We start from the raw sequence: 16,454 nt of genomic DNA on the forward strand, positions 1-16,454 counted from the left end.
GCAAACAATGAACCGCCCCGAACGTACCTTCACGACCGAGGACATCCGCCTGGAGCGCCGCCTGCCGTCATATTGGCGCGTCACCTTCGATATGCCGCCGGTGAACATCTTCGGCCCGAAGCAGCTTCCGCTGCTGGGCGACATCGTCACCGCGATCGAGACCGATCCGGAAGTCAAGGTTGTCGTGTTCGACAGTGCCGTCGACGGCTTTTTCATCACGCATTACGACTTCCTCGCGCCGCTGGAGGATTCGCTGGGCATCCCGCCCGGGCCGACCGGTCTCCAGGCGCTGCCCGACATGCTGGTGCGTCTCAGCCGTGCGCCGGTGGTTTCCATTGCCTCGATCCGGGGCCGCGCCACCGGCGTCGGCAGCGAGCTCGCGCTCGCCAGCGACATGCGCTTTGCCAGCCGCGAGAGGGCGATCCTGTCGCAATGGGAAGTCGGTGCGGGCCTCGTGCCCGGTGGCGGACCGATGGCGCGGCTGCCGCGCCTGATGGGCCGCGGCCGTGCGCTCGAAGTGCTGCTCGGCGCCGACGACATTCGCGGCGATCTCGCCGAACGCTACGGCTATGTGAACCGGTCGCTGCCGGATGCCGAGCTCGATGGCTTCGTCGAGGCGCTCGCCATGCGTATCGCGTCGTTCGACAAGGAGGCTATTGCCGAGACCAAGCGCCTGGTCGATGTCGCCAGTCTTCCGCCCGATGTCGAGATCAAGCCCGAGTGGGATGCGTTCCTGGCCGCGCTTGGCCGCCCGGCAAGCCAGGCCCGTATCAAGGCGCTGATGGCGCGCGGCTTCCATCGCGCCGGCGACGTCGAGAACCGGCTCGGCTTCCACGTCGGACAGATCGGAAATTAGAGCGTTTTCGAACGAAGTGGATACCGGTTCGCGTGAAGAAAACGCGTCAAAACAAGAATCCGGAGCGCCGTTCCGATTCCATCGGAACGGGGCTCCGACGGAACCGCTGCGGCGTTCGGCCGGTTGGAATGGTGACAGGCGGTCGTGCCAATGTCGCTTTCCTCCGGTACCGAGCGCCGGCGCTAAACCCAACAAGGAGAATTGAGATGATCCGCAAAGCAACAGCAGTCTGGAAGGGCACCGGCCGCGATGGCACAGGCCATCTGTCGAGCGAATCCGGCGTGCTCGCCGAGACGCCCTATTCGTTCAAGACACGCTTCGAGAACGAGAAGGGCACCAATCCCGAGGAGTTGATCGCTGCGGCCCATGCCGGCTGCTTCACCATGGCGCTGGCCTTCGGTCTTCAGCTTGCCGGTTTCACGCCGGACGAGCTCTCGACCGAGGCCGCGGTTACGCTCGAGCCCGAAGGCAAGGGCTTCAAGATCAGCAAGTCGGCGCTCACGTTGCGCGCCAAGGTGCCGAGCCTTGACGACGCAGGTTTCGCCAAGATCGCCGGCGAGGCCGAGAAGAACTGCCCGGTGTCGAAGGTGCTCAACGCGGCGATCACGCTCGACGCCAAGCTGATCTGACCGAACAGAGGGAGCAGCACCATGCCTCGCCAACATCAGCCGGATGAAGACAGGTTCCGCGCGATCCTGCCGGAGGATATCGCGTGGCAGCCGTTCCCGGCGTTTCCATCCGGCGCGCGCCTCGCCGTCATGGTCGGCCATCCCGCCGAGCCCGGACCTTACGTGGTCCGGGTGAAGGTGCCCGGCGGCACTAGGCTGATGCCGCACAAGCATCCTGAGGACCGCATCTACACGGTCATGTCGGGTGTCTTCTATATCGGGCTCGGCGAGCGTTTTGATGGCGACAAGGTCAAGGCCTATCCGCCGGGCAGCGTCATCGTGCTGCCCGGCGAGACCTGGCATTATCACTGGGCGAAATCAGGCGAATACGTCACGCAGGTTTCCGCCATCGGTCCGCTGGGCCTCGAATATCACGATGACCATGATGATCCGCGCTTGCATGCGGCTGCGGACCAGCGCTGAATATCTCGACTGAATGAATGGAGCATCAAATGACGACGGAACGCGCAGTGTTGGCCGGCGGCTGCTTCTGGGGCATGCAGGATCTGATCCGCAGGCAGCCCGGGGTGACTTCGACTCGCGTCGGCTACACCGGCGGAGAGGTCAAGAACGCGACCTATCGCAATCACGAGGGGCACGCCGAGGCGATCGAGATCATCTTCGATCCCGCCAAGACGAGCTACCGGACGATGCTGGAGTTCTTCTTCCAGATCCACGATCCCACCACGCTCAACCGTCAGGGCAATGACTGGGGCACGAGCTATCGCTCCGCGATCTTCACGACGAGCGACGAGCAGAAGCGGATCGCGGAAGACACGATCGCCGACGTCGAGGCCTCGCATCTGTGGCCCGGCAAAGTGGTGACCGAGGTCACGCCCGCCGGCGATTTCTGGGAGGCCGAGCCGGAGCACCAGGATTATCTCGAGCGCTATCCGGACGGCTACACCTGTCACTTCATCCGGCCCGGCTGGAAGCTGCCGCGGCGGGCGGCGGCTGCGGGAGGCTAGATCGCATCGTCACGTATTGCCGGGGAGAGGCTGGGTCTTGCGCGCGGACCGCTCGCGACGGCAGCCGCCTATTGACGAGGAATGCAAATGTGCCGGTTGTCGTCATTTCATTGTGCGGGAGAGTTGCTCCCGACCGTCACCGGCACGCAGGTTTTCGATCCCGAGAACGCCTCGCGGCTCAATGCGCATCTGCCCGGCATCCGCAGATCACGTCCACGGCCTTCCGGGCAAGCTCCCTTAGCTCGGCGCGGCGGGCGCCGGCGCGAGCGCGAATGGCGATGGTATGCATCGTGGCAGAGGCGAGGATTGCAAGCGCTGCCGGATCGGCATCACGCTTCAGTTCGCCCTTGTCCTGGGCAAGGCGGAAGCGGGCCTCGAAATCGGCGTCAATCGCGCGCAATCCCGCAGCTACGCTGTTCCGGATCGCCGTATCTTCTGCGACTTCGGTCACCGCGGTTCCCACCACGAAGCAGCCCCGCGCGGTTCCCTTGCCGGAAAAATAGATCGACAGCGCTGCGTCATAGGCCAGCATCAGGGCTTCGTCCAAGGGATGGTCCCCCGCGAGGGCCTCACGCGTGGCGGCAAGGCTTATCTCCCAATAGCGCGCGAGCGCTTCGAGATAGAGCGTGTGCTTGTTGCCGAACACGGCGTAGAGGCTCGGTGGGCTCATGCCGGTCGCGGCGGCGACCTTGTCCAGGGACGTGCCGGAGTAGCCGGTTCTCCAGAACGTCTCCGTCGCTCGCTTGAGGGCCGTCTCTGCGTCATAGGCGGGCGGCCGTCCGCGGCGCGCCGGGCCCGCTTCGCTCTTCTTCCGTGCCATGTCGCCAAAATCCTGGTTGTACTGTTCCACACATATATTTGTATGGACCGTTATAAAAATCAATGGCCGCGCGTCTTGATAGCGGCACTGCAGTACAATATTTGTAACGTACGTTAGTAAAAAAGATAAGACGAGGGCTCACGATGCGTTTGAACTTTGCGCCAATCGCCGGCTGGTTGGGCGATCGCAGCTTCCGCGGGAGCGAGGGGGCTGTGCCATTGTTCGGAGCGGACCTCGGCCGGCGGCTGCGCCGGCCCCTGATGCTCGCGCTGCCGACCGTGGTCGCCGTGTTCGGCGCCTTCATGTATCTTGCGCAGGAACAATATGTCTCGACCGACGACGCGTTCGTGCGTGCCGCCAAGGTGACCATCAACGCGCGGGTGTCAGGCCAGGCGGTCGAGATCGCCGTGCGCGATAACGAGCGCGTGCGACGGGGGCAGGTCCTGTTTCGGATCGATCCCGAGCCCTATCAGATTGCGGTCGATCAGGCCGAGGCGCGGCTCGGCAGCGCGCGACTCCAGATCGACTCGCTCAAGGCGACCCACCGCCAGCAGCAGGCGGAGCTGCAATCGGCCAGGGAATCGGCTTCCTTCGACGAACGCGAGTTCGATCGCAAGAAGATGCTGGTCGCCTCCGACTTCACGCCGCGTGCGGTCTATGAGCGGGCCGAGACCGATCTCAAGGTCGCCCGCCACCGCATGGCATCGATCGAACAGCAGATTGCCAACACGGTCGTCGCGCTCAACGGCGATCCCGATATCGATGCCGATCGTCATCCCACGGTTCGCGCGGCAAGAGCCCAGCTCGACCGGGCGCGGCTCGATCTCTCCTACGCGACGGTGATTGCGCCCGACGACGGTATCGTGACGAAGGTCGACGACTTGCAGATCGGGGGCTTCGTCAACGCGGGAGCGCCGACGTTCTCGCTGATGTCCAGCCGGGACATCTGGATCGAGGCGAATTTTCGCGAGACCGGCCTGACCCACATGCGTCCGGGCCAGGAGGCGACGATCGACGTCGATGCCTATCCGGATCGCAAGTTCAGGGCGCATATCGTCAGCATGAGTCCCGGCACCGGGTCGGACTTCTCGGTCCTGCCGCCGGAGAATGCGACCGGGAACTGGGTCAAGGTCGTGCAGCGGCTGCCGGTGCGCCTCGAGCTCGACGATCTCGATCCGACCCGGCCGTTGTTCTCCGGCATCAGCGTGACGGCGCGGGTCGATACCGGCCACCGCCGCAGCTGGCCGCATCTGCTCCAAGGCGCGCTCGCGACGGAGGTCAAATGAGCACGACCGTCCCATCGACCGGCGCGGCCGGCGACCATCGTGCGATCTCCGCGGCGGCCCTTATCGCGATCTACATGCAGGCTGTGAACATCTCGATACCGAATGCAGCGTTGCCGCACATTCAGGCGACGCTCTCGATGGCGAATGACGAGGTCGGCTGGGTGTTCTCCTCGTATATCGCGGCAAGTGCCGTGACCATGTCGATCACGCAGTGGCTCGCGGGCCGCTATGGCCGCAAGGCGGTCTATCAGGCTGCCCTCGCCATCTTCACGTTCGGTCTTGTCCTCGACACGCTGGCAACGACGTCGATCCAGTTCGTGCTGGCGCGGATCCTCCAGGGCGCGGCGAGCGGACCGCTCGCGCCGCTCTCCTTGGCCATCCTGCTCGAGGTGACGCCGGCGCGGCATGCGCGCATGAGCCTGGCATCGACGGTCTGCTCCCTGCTCGGCATCAGCACCGGCCCCGCCATTGGCGGCTGGCTCAGTGAATACTACGGCTGGGCGTCGATCTTCTATGTCAGCCTGCCGATGACGGCCTTCATCTTCATGACGATGGCCTCGCTGCTGAGCGAGAAGCGGGCCGAGCGAAGCCAGCCCTTCGACTTCTTCGGCCTGACGACCTTTTCCGTCGGCATGATCGGGCTACAGATGCTGCTGGACCGCGGCGAGCGCCTCGAATGGTTTGCCTCGACGGAGATCTGGGCCGAGGCGGTCGCCTCGGTCCTGGGTTTCTATCTCTTCAGCGTGCACGTGTTGACGACCCGGGAGCATTTTCTCCGCACGGCGCTGTTCAGGGATCGCAATCTCGTCCTCTCGACGGTCATCTCCTTCGCGCTTGGCTTCGTGCTGCTGCCGACCCTGGCGTTGACGTCTCCGATGCTGGAGGAATTGCTCAACTATCCCGTCGACACCACGGGCTACATGACCATTCCGCGCGGTGTGGCGCTGGTGGGAGCGCTGGTGCTGACGAGCCTGGTTCCGGGGCAGGTCGACTACCGGCCGTTCCTCATGGGCGGCATGGCGCTGGTGGTCTATGCCAATTGGCTGATGCTCGGCTATTCGCCGGCGATGGATTGGCGGCCGGTGGTCGAAGCCGGCATGCTCCAGGGTGCCGGTCTCGGCATGTTGTTGCCGGCGCTCGCGAGGGCCGCGTTCGGCACGCTCGATCCGAAGCTTCGCCCGGAAGGCGGCGCGCTGATCAACCTGTCGCGCCTTTATGGCAGCACCATCGGCATCGCGGTGGTCCAGCTCTTCTTCTATGCCAACACCCAGGCCGTGCACGTCGCGCTCGCCAAGCATCTCACGCCTTTCCGCGTCGCGGCGCATGGCGCGGGCCCGATCGGGAAGCCAAGCCTTGCCGCGCTCAACGGCATGGTCACGCATCAGGCGGCCACGGTCGCGGTCATCGATCAGTTCGAGATCCTGATGTTCGCCATGCTCGTCGTGATCCCGCTGGTGTTCTTTCTCCGCAAGCCACGGCCTGCCGGTTAATGCCGGGGAGCCGCCAACCTCGATCGCTTCGTCCGCTAGGGCGGCGAGCAGACAACAAGGGAGTATCACCATGACGACCTCCGATTCGCTTCGTGACACGAGGATTCCAACTCATGAGTCCGTGACGATTCCGGCAGTGGGATTTGGCACGCTCATTCCGGATCCGCTCGTGACCAGGCAGGCCATCAGGGCCGCATTGGAGGCCGGATTTCGACATCTCGATTGTGCGGAGCGCTATCGCAACGAAGCGGCGGTCGGCGATGCGATGCAGGACGCCTTCAAGGCCGGGAAGCTCCGGCGCGAGGAGCTGTTCGTGACGACGAAGCTATGGAACACCAATCATCGGCCGGAGCGGGTCAAGCCTGCCTTCGACGCCAGCCGCCGACGGCTGCAACTCGACGAGATCGACTGCTACATCATCCATACGCCCTTTGCCTTTCAGCCCGGTGACGAGCAGGATCCGCGCGACGCAAGCGGTCGGGTCATCTATGATTCCGGCGTTACATTGGTGGAGACGTGGCACGCGCTGGAGCGCCTCGTTGACGAGGGGCACTGCAAGTCGATCGGCCTGTCGGACATTACCCTGGAGAAGCTGCGCGAGATCGTTGCCGTCGCGCGGATCAGGCCTGCCATGGTGCAGGTCGAATCGCATCCGTATCTTCCCGAATGGGACCTGCTCGACTTCTGTCGCGAGCATGGCATCGTGCTCCAGGCGTTCGCGGCGTTGGGACATGCCATGGAGCCGCGCGTGCTGGAGGATCCCGTGATCACAGCCATCGCGCGGCGCGTGCAGAAGACACCGGCTCAGGTTTGCCTGGCGTGGGCCGTCCAGCGCGGCACGGCGTTCCTGACGACCTCGACCAATCCCGCGCGAATCCGGGAGAATTTTGACATCTCGGCTCTGCCCGAGGATGCGATGCGGGAGATACGAGACGGGATCACGACGAACGTCAGGTTCAACGCAGTGGTGGAGACTGGCGTGCCCGGATTTATTCCAAGGGCCCGATGAACCGGGCAGTGCGGAGCGATCGCTCGACGGCCGAGCAGCGCTGCCTCAGTTCCGGAGCTGCGCGATCAGGCCTCGGGCCTCGCGCATGTCGGCGGTGCGGGATCCCTCGGTCAGCGGCCGGCAAACGGTTTCCAGAACCTCCAGCGCCTCTGCATCGCGGCCTTGTCCCAGTCTGAACCGCGCGAGGCCGATGGCGCATCTCAGCTCCCACGATCGTGCGCCCTGGTGCGTCGCGATGTCCATGGCCTCGCGAAAAGCCGCTTCGGCGGCGGGCAGGCCCTTGGTCTGCTTGAGCATCAATTCGGCCTTGATGCGCGTCAGCTCCGGCAGATACCAGCGCTCCTGGCGGTCGTTGCAACGCGCCAATATGTCCTCGATCATCTCCAGGCCGCGATCGGTCTGGTCGGCCTCGCCGAAACACGCGGCGAGTTCACCGAGCAGAGGAAGAAAGCGCGGCAGGAAGCGCGCATCGCCGGCGCGGTTGAGCTCTTCGCGCAGCAGCGGCAGGCCGGTCGCGACGTCGCCGCGCTTGGCAACGACTGCCGCGTTGAAGGCGCGTGCCCACAGGCCCCACAGCCGGATCGCGTGTCGCTCGGTGTGTTCGAGCAGCTCGGCGCCGTGGCGTTCCGCGGCGGCGAAATCGCCGGCCCAGAAGGCGATCGGGCAGGCCGCCTGTCCCAGCACGCTGCAGAAGGTCAGCGCGTGGCCGTTGGCGAGGCCTTCCTCGATGGTTCGCGCGGCCAGCGCCTGGGCCTGGTCGGCGAGGCCTTGCAGCCACAGGATGCGGGCCCGGAAATATTGCGTCGATATCCTGAGGTCGAGCGGGAATATCTTCGGCTTCTCCGCCAGCACATGCAGCGACGCGTTCACCCGGTCGATGCACAGCCGCGCGTCGTTCTGGTCACCGAGATAATGCAGCGCGACGGCCATCAGCCGGTCGCCCAGCAGGACATCGGACTTGTCGGGAGAATTCGCCGCCGCGTTCGCAAAACGGTCGGCGAGTGCGCGGGCCTTGCCGAACTGTCCGTTGTTGAACTGGTCGATGCACAGGCCCCAGAGCGCGCGCAGGCGGAAATCCTTGTCGTCGAGCCTGTCGGCGATCTCGAGGGTGGTCTCGAGGATCGGGCGCGCCTCGCGCGCACGGCCCTCGCCATACATCAGCGACCAGCCGAGTGCCGACAGGAGCTGCATGCGGACGCGGCCGTCACCGCCGCTGTCTCCGAGCGCTGCCAGTGCCGTTCTGCAGCGCTCGCGGCATTCGGCGAACAGCGAAAGCCGCACCCACAGCGTGACTGCGGCCGCCGTCAGCGCGATTCCCAGCGCGGGATCGCCGTCGGGCCCGAAGGCCCAGTCCAGCGCGGAGCGCACATTGTCCAGCTCCGCGCCATACACGTGCAGCCACTCGGGCAGCGGCGTCGACGTGTCGGCCTCGGCCCGCTCGAAGAAATCGCGAAAATGCTCCGCGTGGCGCCGCGCGAACTGCCTGGTTTCACCGAGCTCGTTGAGCTTTCCATGCGCGTAGGTGCGCGTGGTGTCGAGCAGGCGATAACGCAGCGTCCGCGAGCCCGACGGGGAGATCAGCGATTTGGTGACCAGGCTGTCGATCGCTTCGAGGGTTTCCGATGCGCTGACGCCGTCGCCGGCCGCGACCGTGGCGGCCGCCTCCGGCGCGAAGGGCCCGGCGAACACCGACAGTCGCCGCAAGGTGGCACTCTCAGCCGCGGGCAACAGGTCGTAGCTCCAGTCGAGGGCCGCGGCGAGCGTCTGGTGCCGCGGCACGGCCGTGCGTCGTCCGCGCCATTGCAGCGAAAAACGGCTGTCGAGCAGGGAAGCCGTGCCTGCGATGCCATACGCATTGACGCGGCCCGCCGCGAGCTCGATGGCCAGCGCAATGCCGTCGAGGCGCCGGCAGATGCTCGCGACGAGCGGGGCCTCTTCCGCGCTGAGCTGGAACGGACCCGAGCTCTGGGCAATGCGCTCGATGAAGAGTTGGGCCGCGGGGTAGGTGAGGACCTCGGCGACACCCAGGTCTTCCCGTTCCGGCGGACAATCCAGCGGGAACAGCCGGAAGATCCGCTCGCCTTCGCTCCGGAACGACTCGCGGCTGGTCGCGAGAACACGAAGCTGCGGCGCTTCGCGAACGATGCGCTCGACGAGCGGGGGCCAGGTTGTCCAGCACGTGTTCGCAGCTGTCGAAGATCAGCAGGGCCGGGCCGGCCTTGAGAAATGTCAGCAGGGCCGGCGTCGGATCCTCCGCGCTGATGGTCAGCCCGAGCGCGGAGGCGATGGTGGTTGCAATGTGGCTGGCATCCCGCAGCGGGCCGAAGTCGACGAAGAAGACGCGGCCGCCGAAATCCTGGGAACGCCGATGCCCGACGGTGACGGCGACCGCGGTCTTGCCGATCCCGCCCGGGCCGACCACGGTCATGAAGCGATAGAGCGACAGTCCGTTCGAGATCTTTTCGATGACCTCCTCTCGTCCGACCATCTTCGCGAGCTGAACGGGCAGGGAGCGCGGAGGAACGATGTCGAGGGAGACCGGCGCGACTGGAGGGGCCGCTTGAGCGAGCGACGCGACGAAGCAATAGCCGCGGCCGGGCACATTGACGACATAACGGGCCGACTTGCCGGTATCGCCGAGCGCCTTGCGCAGCGCTGCGACATGGAAGCGCAGGCTGCCCTCGTCGACATTGACGTCGGCCCAGATGCGCTTGACCAGCTCTCTCTTGTCGACGACTTCACCGGGGCGCCCGGCCAGGAAGATGAGGATATCGAGCGCGCGGCCGCCGACATGAAGCGGCGAGCCCTCCTTCTCCAAGAGCCGTGACTTTGGAAACAACCGAAATGGCCCAAATGAAATGGCCGAGTCTTCGTTATGCTCTGGCACGCGCCATTGCCCCCACGACGGGAGTCAAAAGGTATTACTTTTTGGTCTAGCAGAACGAGGCGTACAGTAAACTGTCCGAAAGCAGCATGGCTGGCAGATCTGCGCAGATCGCTTGGGTCGCCACCGGCTCGCCGGAATAAGACTTAGAACGTAAGGGGTTAGGTCGCCGTCCCATGGTGACCGCGCCGGGACTTGTCCGGGCGGAGCATTGACGGCGGTCGCGGATTGCTGCGATTGCTTGGTTCGGGAGCCGGTCCCGCCTCGACAGTGACTACCGCTTCCGGAATTGAGACATGCCCTCCTACTCGCGGCGACAGGTCGTTCATGCGTTATCGGGCGCGGCGGCGCTCGCCGCCATCCCGCGCAGCGGGCAAACCGCCGATTATCCGTCTCGTCCCATTCGCCTCGTGCTTCCGTATGGAGCCGGCGGAGCGGGCGATCAGATCGGGCGCCCCTGGGTGGACAAGATGTCGGCGCTGCTCGGGCCGACTTTCGTCGAGTACATCGGCGGCGCCGGTGGCGCGATCGGAACCGCAGCGGTCGCGCGCGAGGAGCCCGACGGCTATTCGCTGCTGCTCGGCAATGGCAGTACGCAGGTCATCATTCCCCTGACCTCGTCAAATCCCGGTTATTCCGTCGGCGATTTCCGGGCCATCTATCGCCTGATCAACAGTGCGCTGGTTTTCGCCGTCCATCCGTCGGTGCCTGCCGCAAATTTGCGCGAACTGATCGCCTACGCGAAGGCCAATCCGGGCAAGCTGTCCTACGGGACGCCCGGGATCGCCACCGGCAATCATCTCGTCGGGGAATCGTTCAAGCAGCAGGCGGGCGGACTGGACATTGTCCACGTTCCCTATCGGGGTATCGCGCAGGCGACCAACGACCTCGTCAGCGGCCAGATCTCGCTCGTCATCGGCGTCATGTCGGTTCAATTGCAGCAGCTGAGCCGGGCCGGAAAGATCCGGCTGCTTGCGGTCACGACCGAAAAGCGGCTGAGCGGCGCACCTGATATTCCGACCGCCGTCGAATCCGGCATGCCGGATCTCAGATATGAGGGCTGGTTCGGCATCTTTGCTCCCAAACTCACCGATGATGCGATCATCGATCGGATCGCGCAGACGACGCGCCTCGCCATGGCCGATCCGGCGCTTCAGGCGAGCTACCGTGCCCAGGGCATGGAGCCGGACAGCGATTCAAGTCCGGACAAATTCCAGCGCATTATCGATGCGACAACGGCAAGCCTGGCGCCCGTGATCAGATCGATTGGATTGAGCAAGTCATGAGCTCACGCGTCGGCAGGTGATACCTCGCGCTGCTCCGTCGCGACGATGCGCGCCGACAGCGTGACCAGTCCCATCAGCACAGCCAGCAGCCAGAACGCCGTCGGCAATCCGCCAAGTCGTGCGACGAAGCCGACGCCGGCGGGACCAACGAGGATGCCGGCGTAGCCCGCGGTCGTGATCGCCGCGACGGCGAGCCCCGTGGGCATCACCGTCTGCCGGGCTGCCCGGCGGAACAGCACCGGCACGAGGTTCGAGGCGCCGAGGCCGATGAGCAGGAAGCCGACTATGGCGACCGCCGCAACCGGAGCCGTGAGCAGCACCGCAAAGCCCGCGACCGCAATGATGCTCCCCCAGAACAGGGTGGTGCGATCCCCGATGCGCGCAACGACGGCGTCGCCGCCGAGTCGCCCCATCGTCATCGCGATCGAGAACACGATGTAGCCGATCCCGCCTTGCGCCTCGGAGACGAGGTCGGCGCCGATGACGAGCAGTGCGCCCCAATCGAGCATCGCGCCTTCGACCAGGAAGGTGATGGCGCCGAGCAGCGCGAGCAGAAGCACGGAGCCGTGCGGCAGCACGAACAGCGGTCCGTCCTGCACCTGCACTGAGCGAAGCAGGCGCGACCAGGTCACAAGCATCGCAATCAGCATCAGGACGGAGCAAATCAGCGTGCAGGCGAGCGCGCCGAGTTGCAGGGAGAGCAGCGCGGTCATCAGCGCTGATCCGGCGAAGCCGCCGATGCTGAACAGCGCGTGGAAGCCGGACATCAGCGGACGTTTCGCTGCGCGCTCCACCTCCACCGCATGGATGTTCATGGCGACGTCGATGGAGCCGAGCGCGGCGCCGAAGGCGAGCAGCGCCAGTGCCAGCGTTGCCGGCGAGCTTGCGATGGCCAGCAGAGGCAGGACCAGCGCCAGACCGAGTCCGCCGGCGATGATGATCGGCCTGCTGCCGTAACGCGCGCTCATGATTCCGGTCAGAAGCATTGCGACGACCGAGCCGATGCCGAGGCTGAGCAGCAGCAGTCCGAGAACGCCGTCGTCGACGCCGAGCCGTGCTTTCGCAAACGGCACCAGAGGCGCCCAGCACGCGATGCCGAAGCCCGCGACGAGGAAGGCAAGTCGCGTCGCAAGCCGTGTCGCCGGCCGGTCGGCAGAAAGCATGAGAACTCGGGAAGCAGAGGCAAGGAGGGCGCGGTCGACAAGCCCGACGATTACCGCGACTTTATGTCCTGATGTGCCCGATTTGTCGCAGCAGTTCCCAGATGTTGCGGAGCATCTCGGCGCCGGCGGATTGCCTGTCGGGCAAAACACCGCCCCTGTTTCGCCGCCTCGTCAATCCCTCCTCGCAAATATATTCCACTTTGCCGAAATTCGGATTTGTCGTATGTGTCGCCCATCCCGGCTCAACCTTGAGGGGCGATCTTGTGTCGTCACGTTTCGCGAGCCGGGCTTGCGGTGGACGCGGCAGCGTCGGGCGCGAGAGTTAAGGGCAGGGCGGATTGCTCTCCGTGAGCCCAGGACTTCGTGCTGGATGAGCGACGCTGTCAGGTTCGTCTCGCCTGTAAGTTTCCGGCTCCGTCGACAGGGCTGGGAAAACTGCGGCGAAATGGCGGGCCGTGCGTACGGCAAAACCGTGTGGTCCTGGCCGTCGTTGCTACGGTCAAGCTCCTGCGAATGCGGCCGTCGCGCCAACCGGCGCGGCGCCGGCGACTTTCGCGAGAGCGAGGGAGGCCAGAACGAACTCGGCTCCCGGGAGAGCACGGCATAAGCCGTCCAACCACTGCGCAGGGAAGGCCGAGTGATTGGCTACACCTGTATGCTGCTGTGCGGTTCTTCCTGCGTGTGCTTTTCGCGCAGCGGACCGCGGGTGCTAGATCAGCACCCGGCCTTCCCTGCGCCCTCTTGGCCTAAGAGGGTGAAGCGACGAAGCAAAGCTCGGGCGAATTACGCCGCGAGGATGCGAAGGCGTGTCTGCGACCACACGCTCGCTGTCCTCGCCCGCGAAGGCGGGCGATCCAGTATTCCAGAGGCGGTTGTGATGGAGCCGAGAAGCTGCGGCGTACTGGATTCCCCGCCTTCGCGGGGAATGACGACCGGCAAGTCTGATACTCCGCTGACCATGGGCAAATACGACAACGTCCAGGAGTTCAGGTTCGGTGTCGGCACCTCGTTCCAGCGCTGCGACACCTGCACGGGACGTCGTGGCATTTTGTCGTGCATTTGTGAAAACGCGTGATCAGCTTCCGGATGGAGAGGGAACGTCAAAACCGCATTGAAGTTGCTGCCAAATCGTCCTGTTGCGCCGATGTGAAAGTGTCGGGCGAGAGCTGTTCGCCTCGTGCGCGCGTGGACAGCCTGCGGCGGATGTCCGATAATACCTTCCGCAAATTGCGGGGCGCTGTGGCCTGCACTTGGACCCGCGGAAGGACTGACCCGATGACACAGGCAGGCGCCTACGGACAGAGGCTAGGGCAGTTCCTGCGTTTGAAGGATGCGCCGCCCTCGCTGGTTACGCGCTCGCTGCGTAGCGCCGAGCTCGCGGTGACCGAAACCCGGAATGACAACCCGGTGCCCGGCCTGTCCGGATCGCTCGCCGCCGAAGATGCCTTTCTCGTCAGCCTGAAGCTTCACGACTACCCGGATTGCGAGCTCTGGGAGCGCGGCAAATGCATCATGACCGCGGACGTCCATGCGGGTACGACCTATTTGTACGACCTCAAGTGCGATCCGCGCTACGTGATCGACAAGCCGTTCCACTCCCTGTTCTTCTACATTCCACGTTCGGCGCTCGACAGCATCGCCGAACAGTGCAACGCGCCGCGGGTTGACGAGCTCGACTGTCAGATCGGTGTTGGCCATGACGACCGAATCGTCCGCCACATCGGCGCGTCGCTGCAGGAGGGCCTGCGCCGGCCGGACGAGGCCAATCAGCTTTTCATCGATCACATGATGCTCGGGCTGACCGCCCATGTCGCCCAGACCTATGGCGGGCTCCAGCGCACGTCCGGGCTTGCGCGCGGCGGTCTCGCGCCGTGGCAGGCGAAACGCGCCTGCGAGAGGCTCGAATCGGATCTCGGCGGCAAGCTCTCGCTGCAGAGGATCGCGGCCGAGCTCGACCTTTCGGTCAGCCATTTCTCCCGCGCGTTTCGAATCTCGGTCGGTGTGCCGCCGCACCAATGGCTGCTTCAGCAGCGCGTGAAGGCCGCCAAGCAGTTGATGAGCGTCCGCGACCTGCCGCTGTCGGAGATCGCGATCTCGGCCGGGTTTGCCAACCAGAGTCACTTCACGCGCGTGTTCTCCTCGATCGTCGGCGTCAGCCCGGCAGCGTGGCGCCGCGAGATGCTCGGTGCATCGAACGGCGAGACGTGAATCCGGACGCCTTCCGTCCTCAGCGGCGCTTCGCGAGCGAGATCATGTAGGCGGCGCGCCGCGCCGCAAAGATTTCGTCCGGCGGGTGACCGATGCCCTCGGCGAGATTGGCCGGATTGAAGATGGTGACGTCGCAGGCCTGATCCGGCTCGAAGCCCGTGATCACGATCGTGCCCAGGCGCACCTCGTCGCGTTGATCCTCGTCCGGCCAGCGTATGGTGACATCCATGGTCGGGTCGCCGGGGCGGTCGAGCAGCGCCATCACGTTGAAGCGGACATTGCCCGCAGCGATCCGCGTGCCGAGGTCGTCGTGCAGGAAGTCGGCCGGCTTCGTCCTGGCTTCGTCCTCGCTCAGCGTGATCTCGCCGCGGGCCGGGACGACCTTGAACTTGATGAAGCGGGTCTCGCCTTGTTCGTTTGTTGCCGGAAAGGCATGGACGCCCCAATAGGTCGTGCCGGCAAAGCTTCCGGGCAACGCACGCGCGGCGATGTAATTCGCCTGGTTCAGCGTCTCGGGATTGGCCGCCGAGAACGCTTTCACTTTCGCCATGTCCGGCTTGCCATCGGGTCCCGGGATACGCGCCTTGAGAAAGGCCAGCATCTGGTCCAGCGTTCGTGCAAAATGCACCGGCGCGCTTTCCACGAGAATGTCGGATCGATGATCCTCGTCGCCGAGCCTGAAGCTGAAGCCGCGCAGCACGAGGTTGTTGGTATCCGCGACGTTGGGATTGCCGCCGCCGACCGAGAAGCGCGCCAGCACACGCGATGGCCTAGTGAAGCTCCGCGATCGCGTAATCTCCTCCGCGCGGTCCGACGGGGTGTAGGTACCCCGAACGCACCAGCCCTTGGCGAAGCTGGCGCGGACCTTCGGCGGATTGCCGGCGACGGCCTTCAGGGCCTCGACGATGGAGGCGGGCGTTGCGGCATCGTTCGGGCTCTCGGCCATGACGGATCTCTCGCGTGTGCGAGCCAGATTCTAGCCGCGATGCGGACCCGCGATCTTTCCCAAAGCGGTCGGGTTTTGCCCAATCCTGCTCAAGACAGGTGCCTCGGGCCGGCCAACATAGCCGATGCTCGCAATCGCCTGACCCATCAGGGAATGTTGGGTTGCGTCTCCGCGAGCGGTATCCAGCCGCCGTCGCCACGTTGGAAGAGCGGGCACCCGAAGACTGCGCGAACCGGAAGGGCCGTGGTCGAGGCATGCCAGCGATTGGTCTGCTTCATCGCAACGACCATGCCGGCAATCTCGGCGCCGGCCTTCTGCAGCAGGCGTACGGCGGCGATCGCGGTCGCGCCGGTCGAGATCGCATCATCGACCAGCACGACGCGGCGGCCTTCGAGCAGGGGCAGCAGGTTCGGATCGAGGCGCAGCTTTTTCCCGGCGTCGGGGCTGGTGATCGAACTGACGGGCTCGGATAACGCGTCGTCGTACCAGAATTTACGGGAATAGCCGAGCGGGACATAGCGCGTCTGTCCCAGCCGTTCGGCGACCAGCGATGCGAAGGCAAGACCAAGGGTCGGCAGTCCGACGATGATCTCGGCATCGAATGCGCGCGCCTGCGTCGCCATGTGGTCGGCGAGCGCGGCGACAACGAGATGTGAGGCCTGATTGGCGATCAGCGATGCGACGGCGCGGTTGCCATCGGGCAGTTGGCGCAGCGGCAGAACCAGGATACGGCCGCAGGGGAGTGTCGCGGGATAGCCCAAGCGATAAGGTGGCGTAGCCGGGAAACGCAAGGGAACCTCCGGCGTCAGCTCCTGCCAGTAGCCGGTCGTCGCCTCGGTATAAGTCTCGCTTGCGCTCATGCCGGCATCA

13 protein-coding genes and 1 pseudogene are annotated in these 16,454 nt (G+C 65.1%); 9 read left to right on the forward strand and 5 right to left on the reverse strand.

From position 1 onward, the window contains the following. Positions 1–7: 7 nt before the first annotated feature. The 4 genes from ACVWW6_RS19725 (at position 8) to msrA (ending at position 2,492) form a co-directional block, all read left to right on the forward strand. Positions 8–856 carry an enoyl-CoA hydratase/isomerase family protein gene (locus ACVWW6_RS19725; RefSeq protein ID WP_456681293.1) on the forward strand — a complete coding sequence of 283 codons (849 nt, stop codon included), beginning with the start codon at positions 8–10 and terminating at the stop codon, positions 854–856. 206 nt (positions 857–1,062) lie between these two features. Continuing rightward, positions 1,063–1,485 (forward strand): OsmC family protein, encoded by a 423-nt coding sequence (locus ACVWW6_RS19730; RefSeq protein WP_456681294.1) that lies wholly within the window; start codon positions 1,063–1,065, stop codon positions 1,483–1,485. A 21-nt stretch (positions 1,486–1,506) separates the two neighbouring features. Further along, positions 1,507–1,947 carry a cupin domain-containing protein gene (locus ACVWW6_RS19735; protein WP_011089001.1) on the forward strand — a complete coding sequence of 147 codons (441 nt, stop codon included), beginning with the start codon at positions 1,507–1,509 and terminating at the stop codon, positions 1,945–1,947. Between the two features lie 29 nt (positions 1,948–1,976). Continuing rightward, positions 1,977–2,492, forward strand: a complete 516-nt coding sequence (gene msrA, locus ACVWW6_RS19740) for a peptide-methionine (S)-S-oxide reductase MsrA (RefSeq protein WP_038966770.1) — start codon at positions 1,977–1,979, stop codon at positions 2,490–2,492. Positions 2,493–2,670: 178 nt separating this feature from the next. Here the strand turns inward: msrA and ACVWW6_RS19745 are convergent, their stop codons facing one another. Further along, a complete protein-coding gene (locus ACVWW6_RS19745; RefSeq protein ID WP_060912643.1) occupies positions 2,671–3,312 on the reverse strand; it encodes a TetR/AcrR family transcriptional regulator in 642 nt (213 codons plus the stop codon). A gap of 143 nt (positions 3,313–3,455) precedes the next feature. Here ACVWW6_RS19745 and ACVWW6_RS19750 point away from each other — a divergent pair, with 143 nt between their 5' ends. From ACVWW6_RS19750 to ACVWW6_RS19760, 3 genes are all read left to right on the forward strand, one after another. Then, positions 3,456–4,598 (forward strand): HlyD family secretion protein, encoded by a 1,143-nt coding sequence (locus ACVWW6_RS19750; protein ID WP_011088998.1) that lies wholly within the window; start codon positions 3,456–3,458, stop codon positions 4,596–4,598. Continuing rightward, the gene (locus ACVWW6_RS19755; protein ID WP_011088997.1) at positions 4,595–6,088 is read left to right on the forward strand and encodes an MDR family MFS transporter; all 1,494 of its coding nucleotides are present in this window, start codon (positions 4,595–4,597) and stop codon (positions 6,086–6,088) included. The genes ACVWW6_RS19750 and ACVWW6_RS19755 overlap by 4 nt, the downstream gene beginning before the upstream one ends. 70 nt (positions 6,089–6,158) lie before the next feature. Continuing rightward, positions 6,159–7,097 (forward strand): aldo/keto reductase, encoded by a 939-nt coding sequence (locus tag ACVWW6_RS19760; protein ID WP_011088996.1) that lies wholly within the window; start codon positions 6,159–6,161, stop codon positions 7,095–7,097. A gap of 45 nt (positions 7,098–7,142) precedes the next feature. On the opposite strand, the pseudogene ACVWW6_RS19765 reads toward ACVWW6_RS19760, so the two are convergent. Continuing rightward, positions 7,143–9,984, reverse strand: a pseudogene (locus tag ACVWW6_RS19765) (ATP-binding protein). Between the two features lie 293 nt (positions 9,985–10,277). Here ACVWW6_RS19765 and ACVWW6_RS19770 point away from each other — a divergent pair. Continuing rightward, positions 10,278–11,267, forward strand: a complete 990-nt coding sequence (locus tag ACVWW6_RS19770; protein WP_404521518.1) for a Bug family tripartite tricarboxylate transporter substrate binding protein — start codon at positions 10,278–10,280, stop codon at positions 11,265–11,267. Positions 11,268–11,269: 2 nt separating this feature from the next. Here the strand turns inward: ACVWW6_RS19770 and ACVWW6_RS19775 are convergent, their stop codons facing one another. Next, positions 11,270–12,430, reverse strand: coding sequence for an MFS transporter (locus ACVWW6_RS19775; RefSeq protein ID WP_404521520.1), 1,161 nt, complete (start codon positions 12,428–12,430; stop codon positions 11,270–11,272). A 1,275-nt stretch (positions 12,431–13,705) separates the two neighbouring features. Between ACVWW6_RS19775 and ACVWW6_RS19780 the strand changes: the two genes are divergently transcribed. Further along, a complete protein-coding gene (locus ACVWW6_RS19780; RefSeq protein ID WP_028174327.1) occupies positions 13,706–14,638 on the forward strand; it encodes a helix-turn-helix domain-containing protein in 933 nt (310 codons plus the stop codon). Between the two features lie 19 nt (positions 14,639–14,657). On the opposite strand, the gene ACVWW6_RS19785 is transcribed toward ACVWW6_RS19780, so the two are convergent. Together ACVWW6_RS19785 and ACVWW6_RS19790 are read right to left on the reverse strand one after the other, a co-directional pair. Beyond that, positions 14,658–15,584, reverse strand: coding sequence for a catalase family peroxidase (locus ACVWW6_RS19785; RefSeq protein WP_456681295.1), 927 nt, complete (start codon positions 15,582–15,584; stop codon positions 14,658–14,660). 146 nt (positions 15,585–15,730) lie between these two features. Next, complete coding sequence (locus tag ACVWW6_RS19790) at positions 15,731–16,444, reverse strand: phosphoribosyltransferase (RefSeq protein WP_110116852.1); 714 nt, start codon at positions 16,442–16,444, stop codon at positions 15,731–15,733. Between the last annotated feature and the right edge of the window lie 10 nt (positions 16,445–16,454).

This window comes from Bradyrhizobium sp. USDA 3311 (assembly GCF_054062495.1).

What these genes read in the sequence shown, in the direction of transcription:
- ACVWW6_RS19775 (WP_404521520.1), bottom strand. Translation starts at nt 12,430, where the DNA reads ATGCTTTCTGCCGACCGGCCGGCGACACGGCTTGCGACGCGACTTGCC.
- ACVWW6_RS19735 (WP_011089001.1), top strand. Translation starts at nt 1,507, where the DNA reads ATGCCTCGCCAACATCAGCCGGATGAAGACAGGTTCCGCGCGATCCTG.
- ACVWW6_RS19785 (WP_456681295.1), bottom strand. Translation starts at nt 15,584, where the DNA reads ATGGCCGAGAGCCCGAACGATGCCGCAACGCCCGCCTCCATCGTCGAG.
- msrA (WP_038966770.1), top strand. Translation starts at nt 1,977, where the DNA reads ATGACGACGGAACGCGCAGTGTTGGCCGGCGGCTGCTTCTGGGGCATG.
- ACVWW6_RS19745 (WP_060912643.1), bottom strand. Translation starts at nt 3,312, where the DNA reads ATGGCACGGAAGAAGAGCGAAGCGGGCCCGGCGCGCCGCGGACGGCCG.
- ACVWW6_RS19760 (WP_011088996.1), top strand. Translation starts at nt 6,159, where the DNA reads ATGACGACCTCCGATTCGCTTCGTGACACGAGGATTCCAACTCATGAG.
- ACVWW6_RS19790 (WP_110116852.1), bottom strand. Translation starts at nt 16,444, where the DNA reads ATGAGCGCAAGCGAGACTTATACCGAGGCGACGACCGGCTACTGGCAG.
- ACVWW6_RS19755 (WP_011088997.1), top strand. Translation starts at nt 4,595, where the DNA reads ATGAGCACGACCGTCCCATCGACCGGCGCGGCCGGCGACCATCGTGCG.
- ACVWW6_RS19730 (WP_456681294.1), top strand. Translation starts at nt 1,063, where the DNA reads ATGATCCGCAAAGCAACAGCAGTCTGGAAGGGCACCGGCCGCGATGGC.
- ACVWW6_RS19750 (WP_011088998.1), top strand. Translation starts at nt 3,456, where the DNA reads ATGCGTTTGAACTTTGCGCCAATCGCCGGCTGGTTGGGCGATCGCAGC.
- ACVWW6_RS19770 (WP_404521518.1), top strand. Translation starts at nt 10,278, where the DNA reads ATGCCCTCCTACTCGCGGCGACAGGTCGTTCATGCGTTATCGGGCGCG.
- ACVWW6_RS19725 (WP_456681293.1), top strand. Translation starts at nt 8, where the DNA reads ATGAACCGCCCCGAACGTACCTTCACGACCGAGGACATCCGCCTGGAG.
- ACVWW6_RS19780 (WP_028174327.1), top strand. Translation starts at nt 13,706, where the DNA reads ATGACACAGGCAGGCGCCTACGGACAGAGGCTAGGGCAGTTCCTGCGT.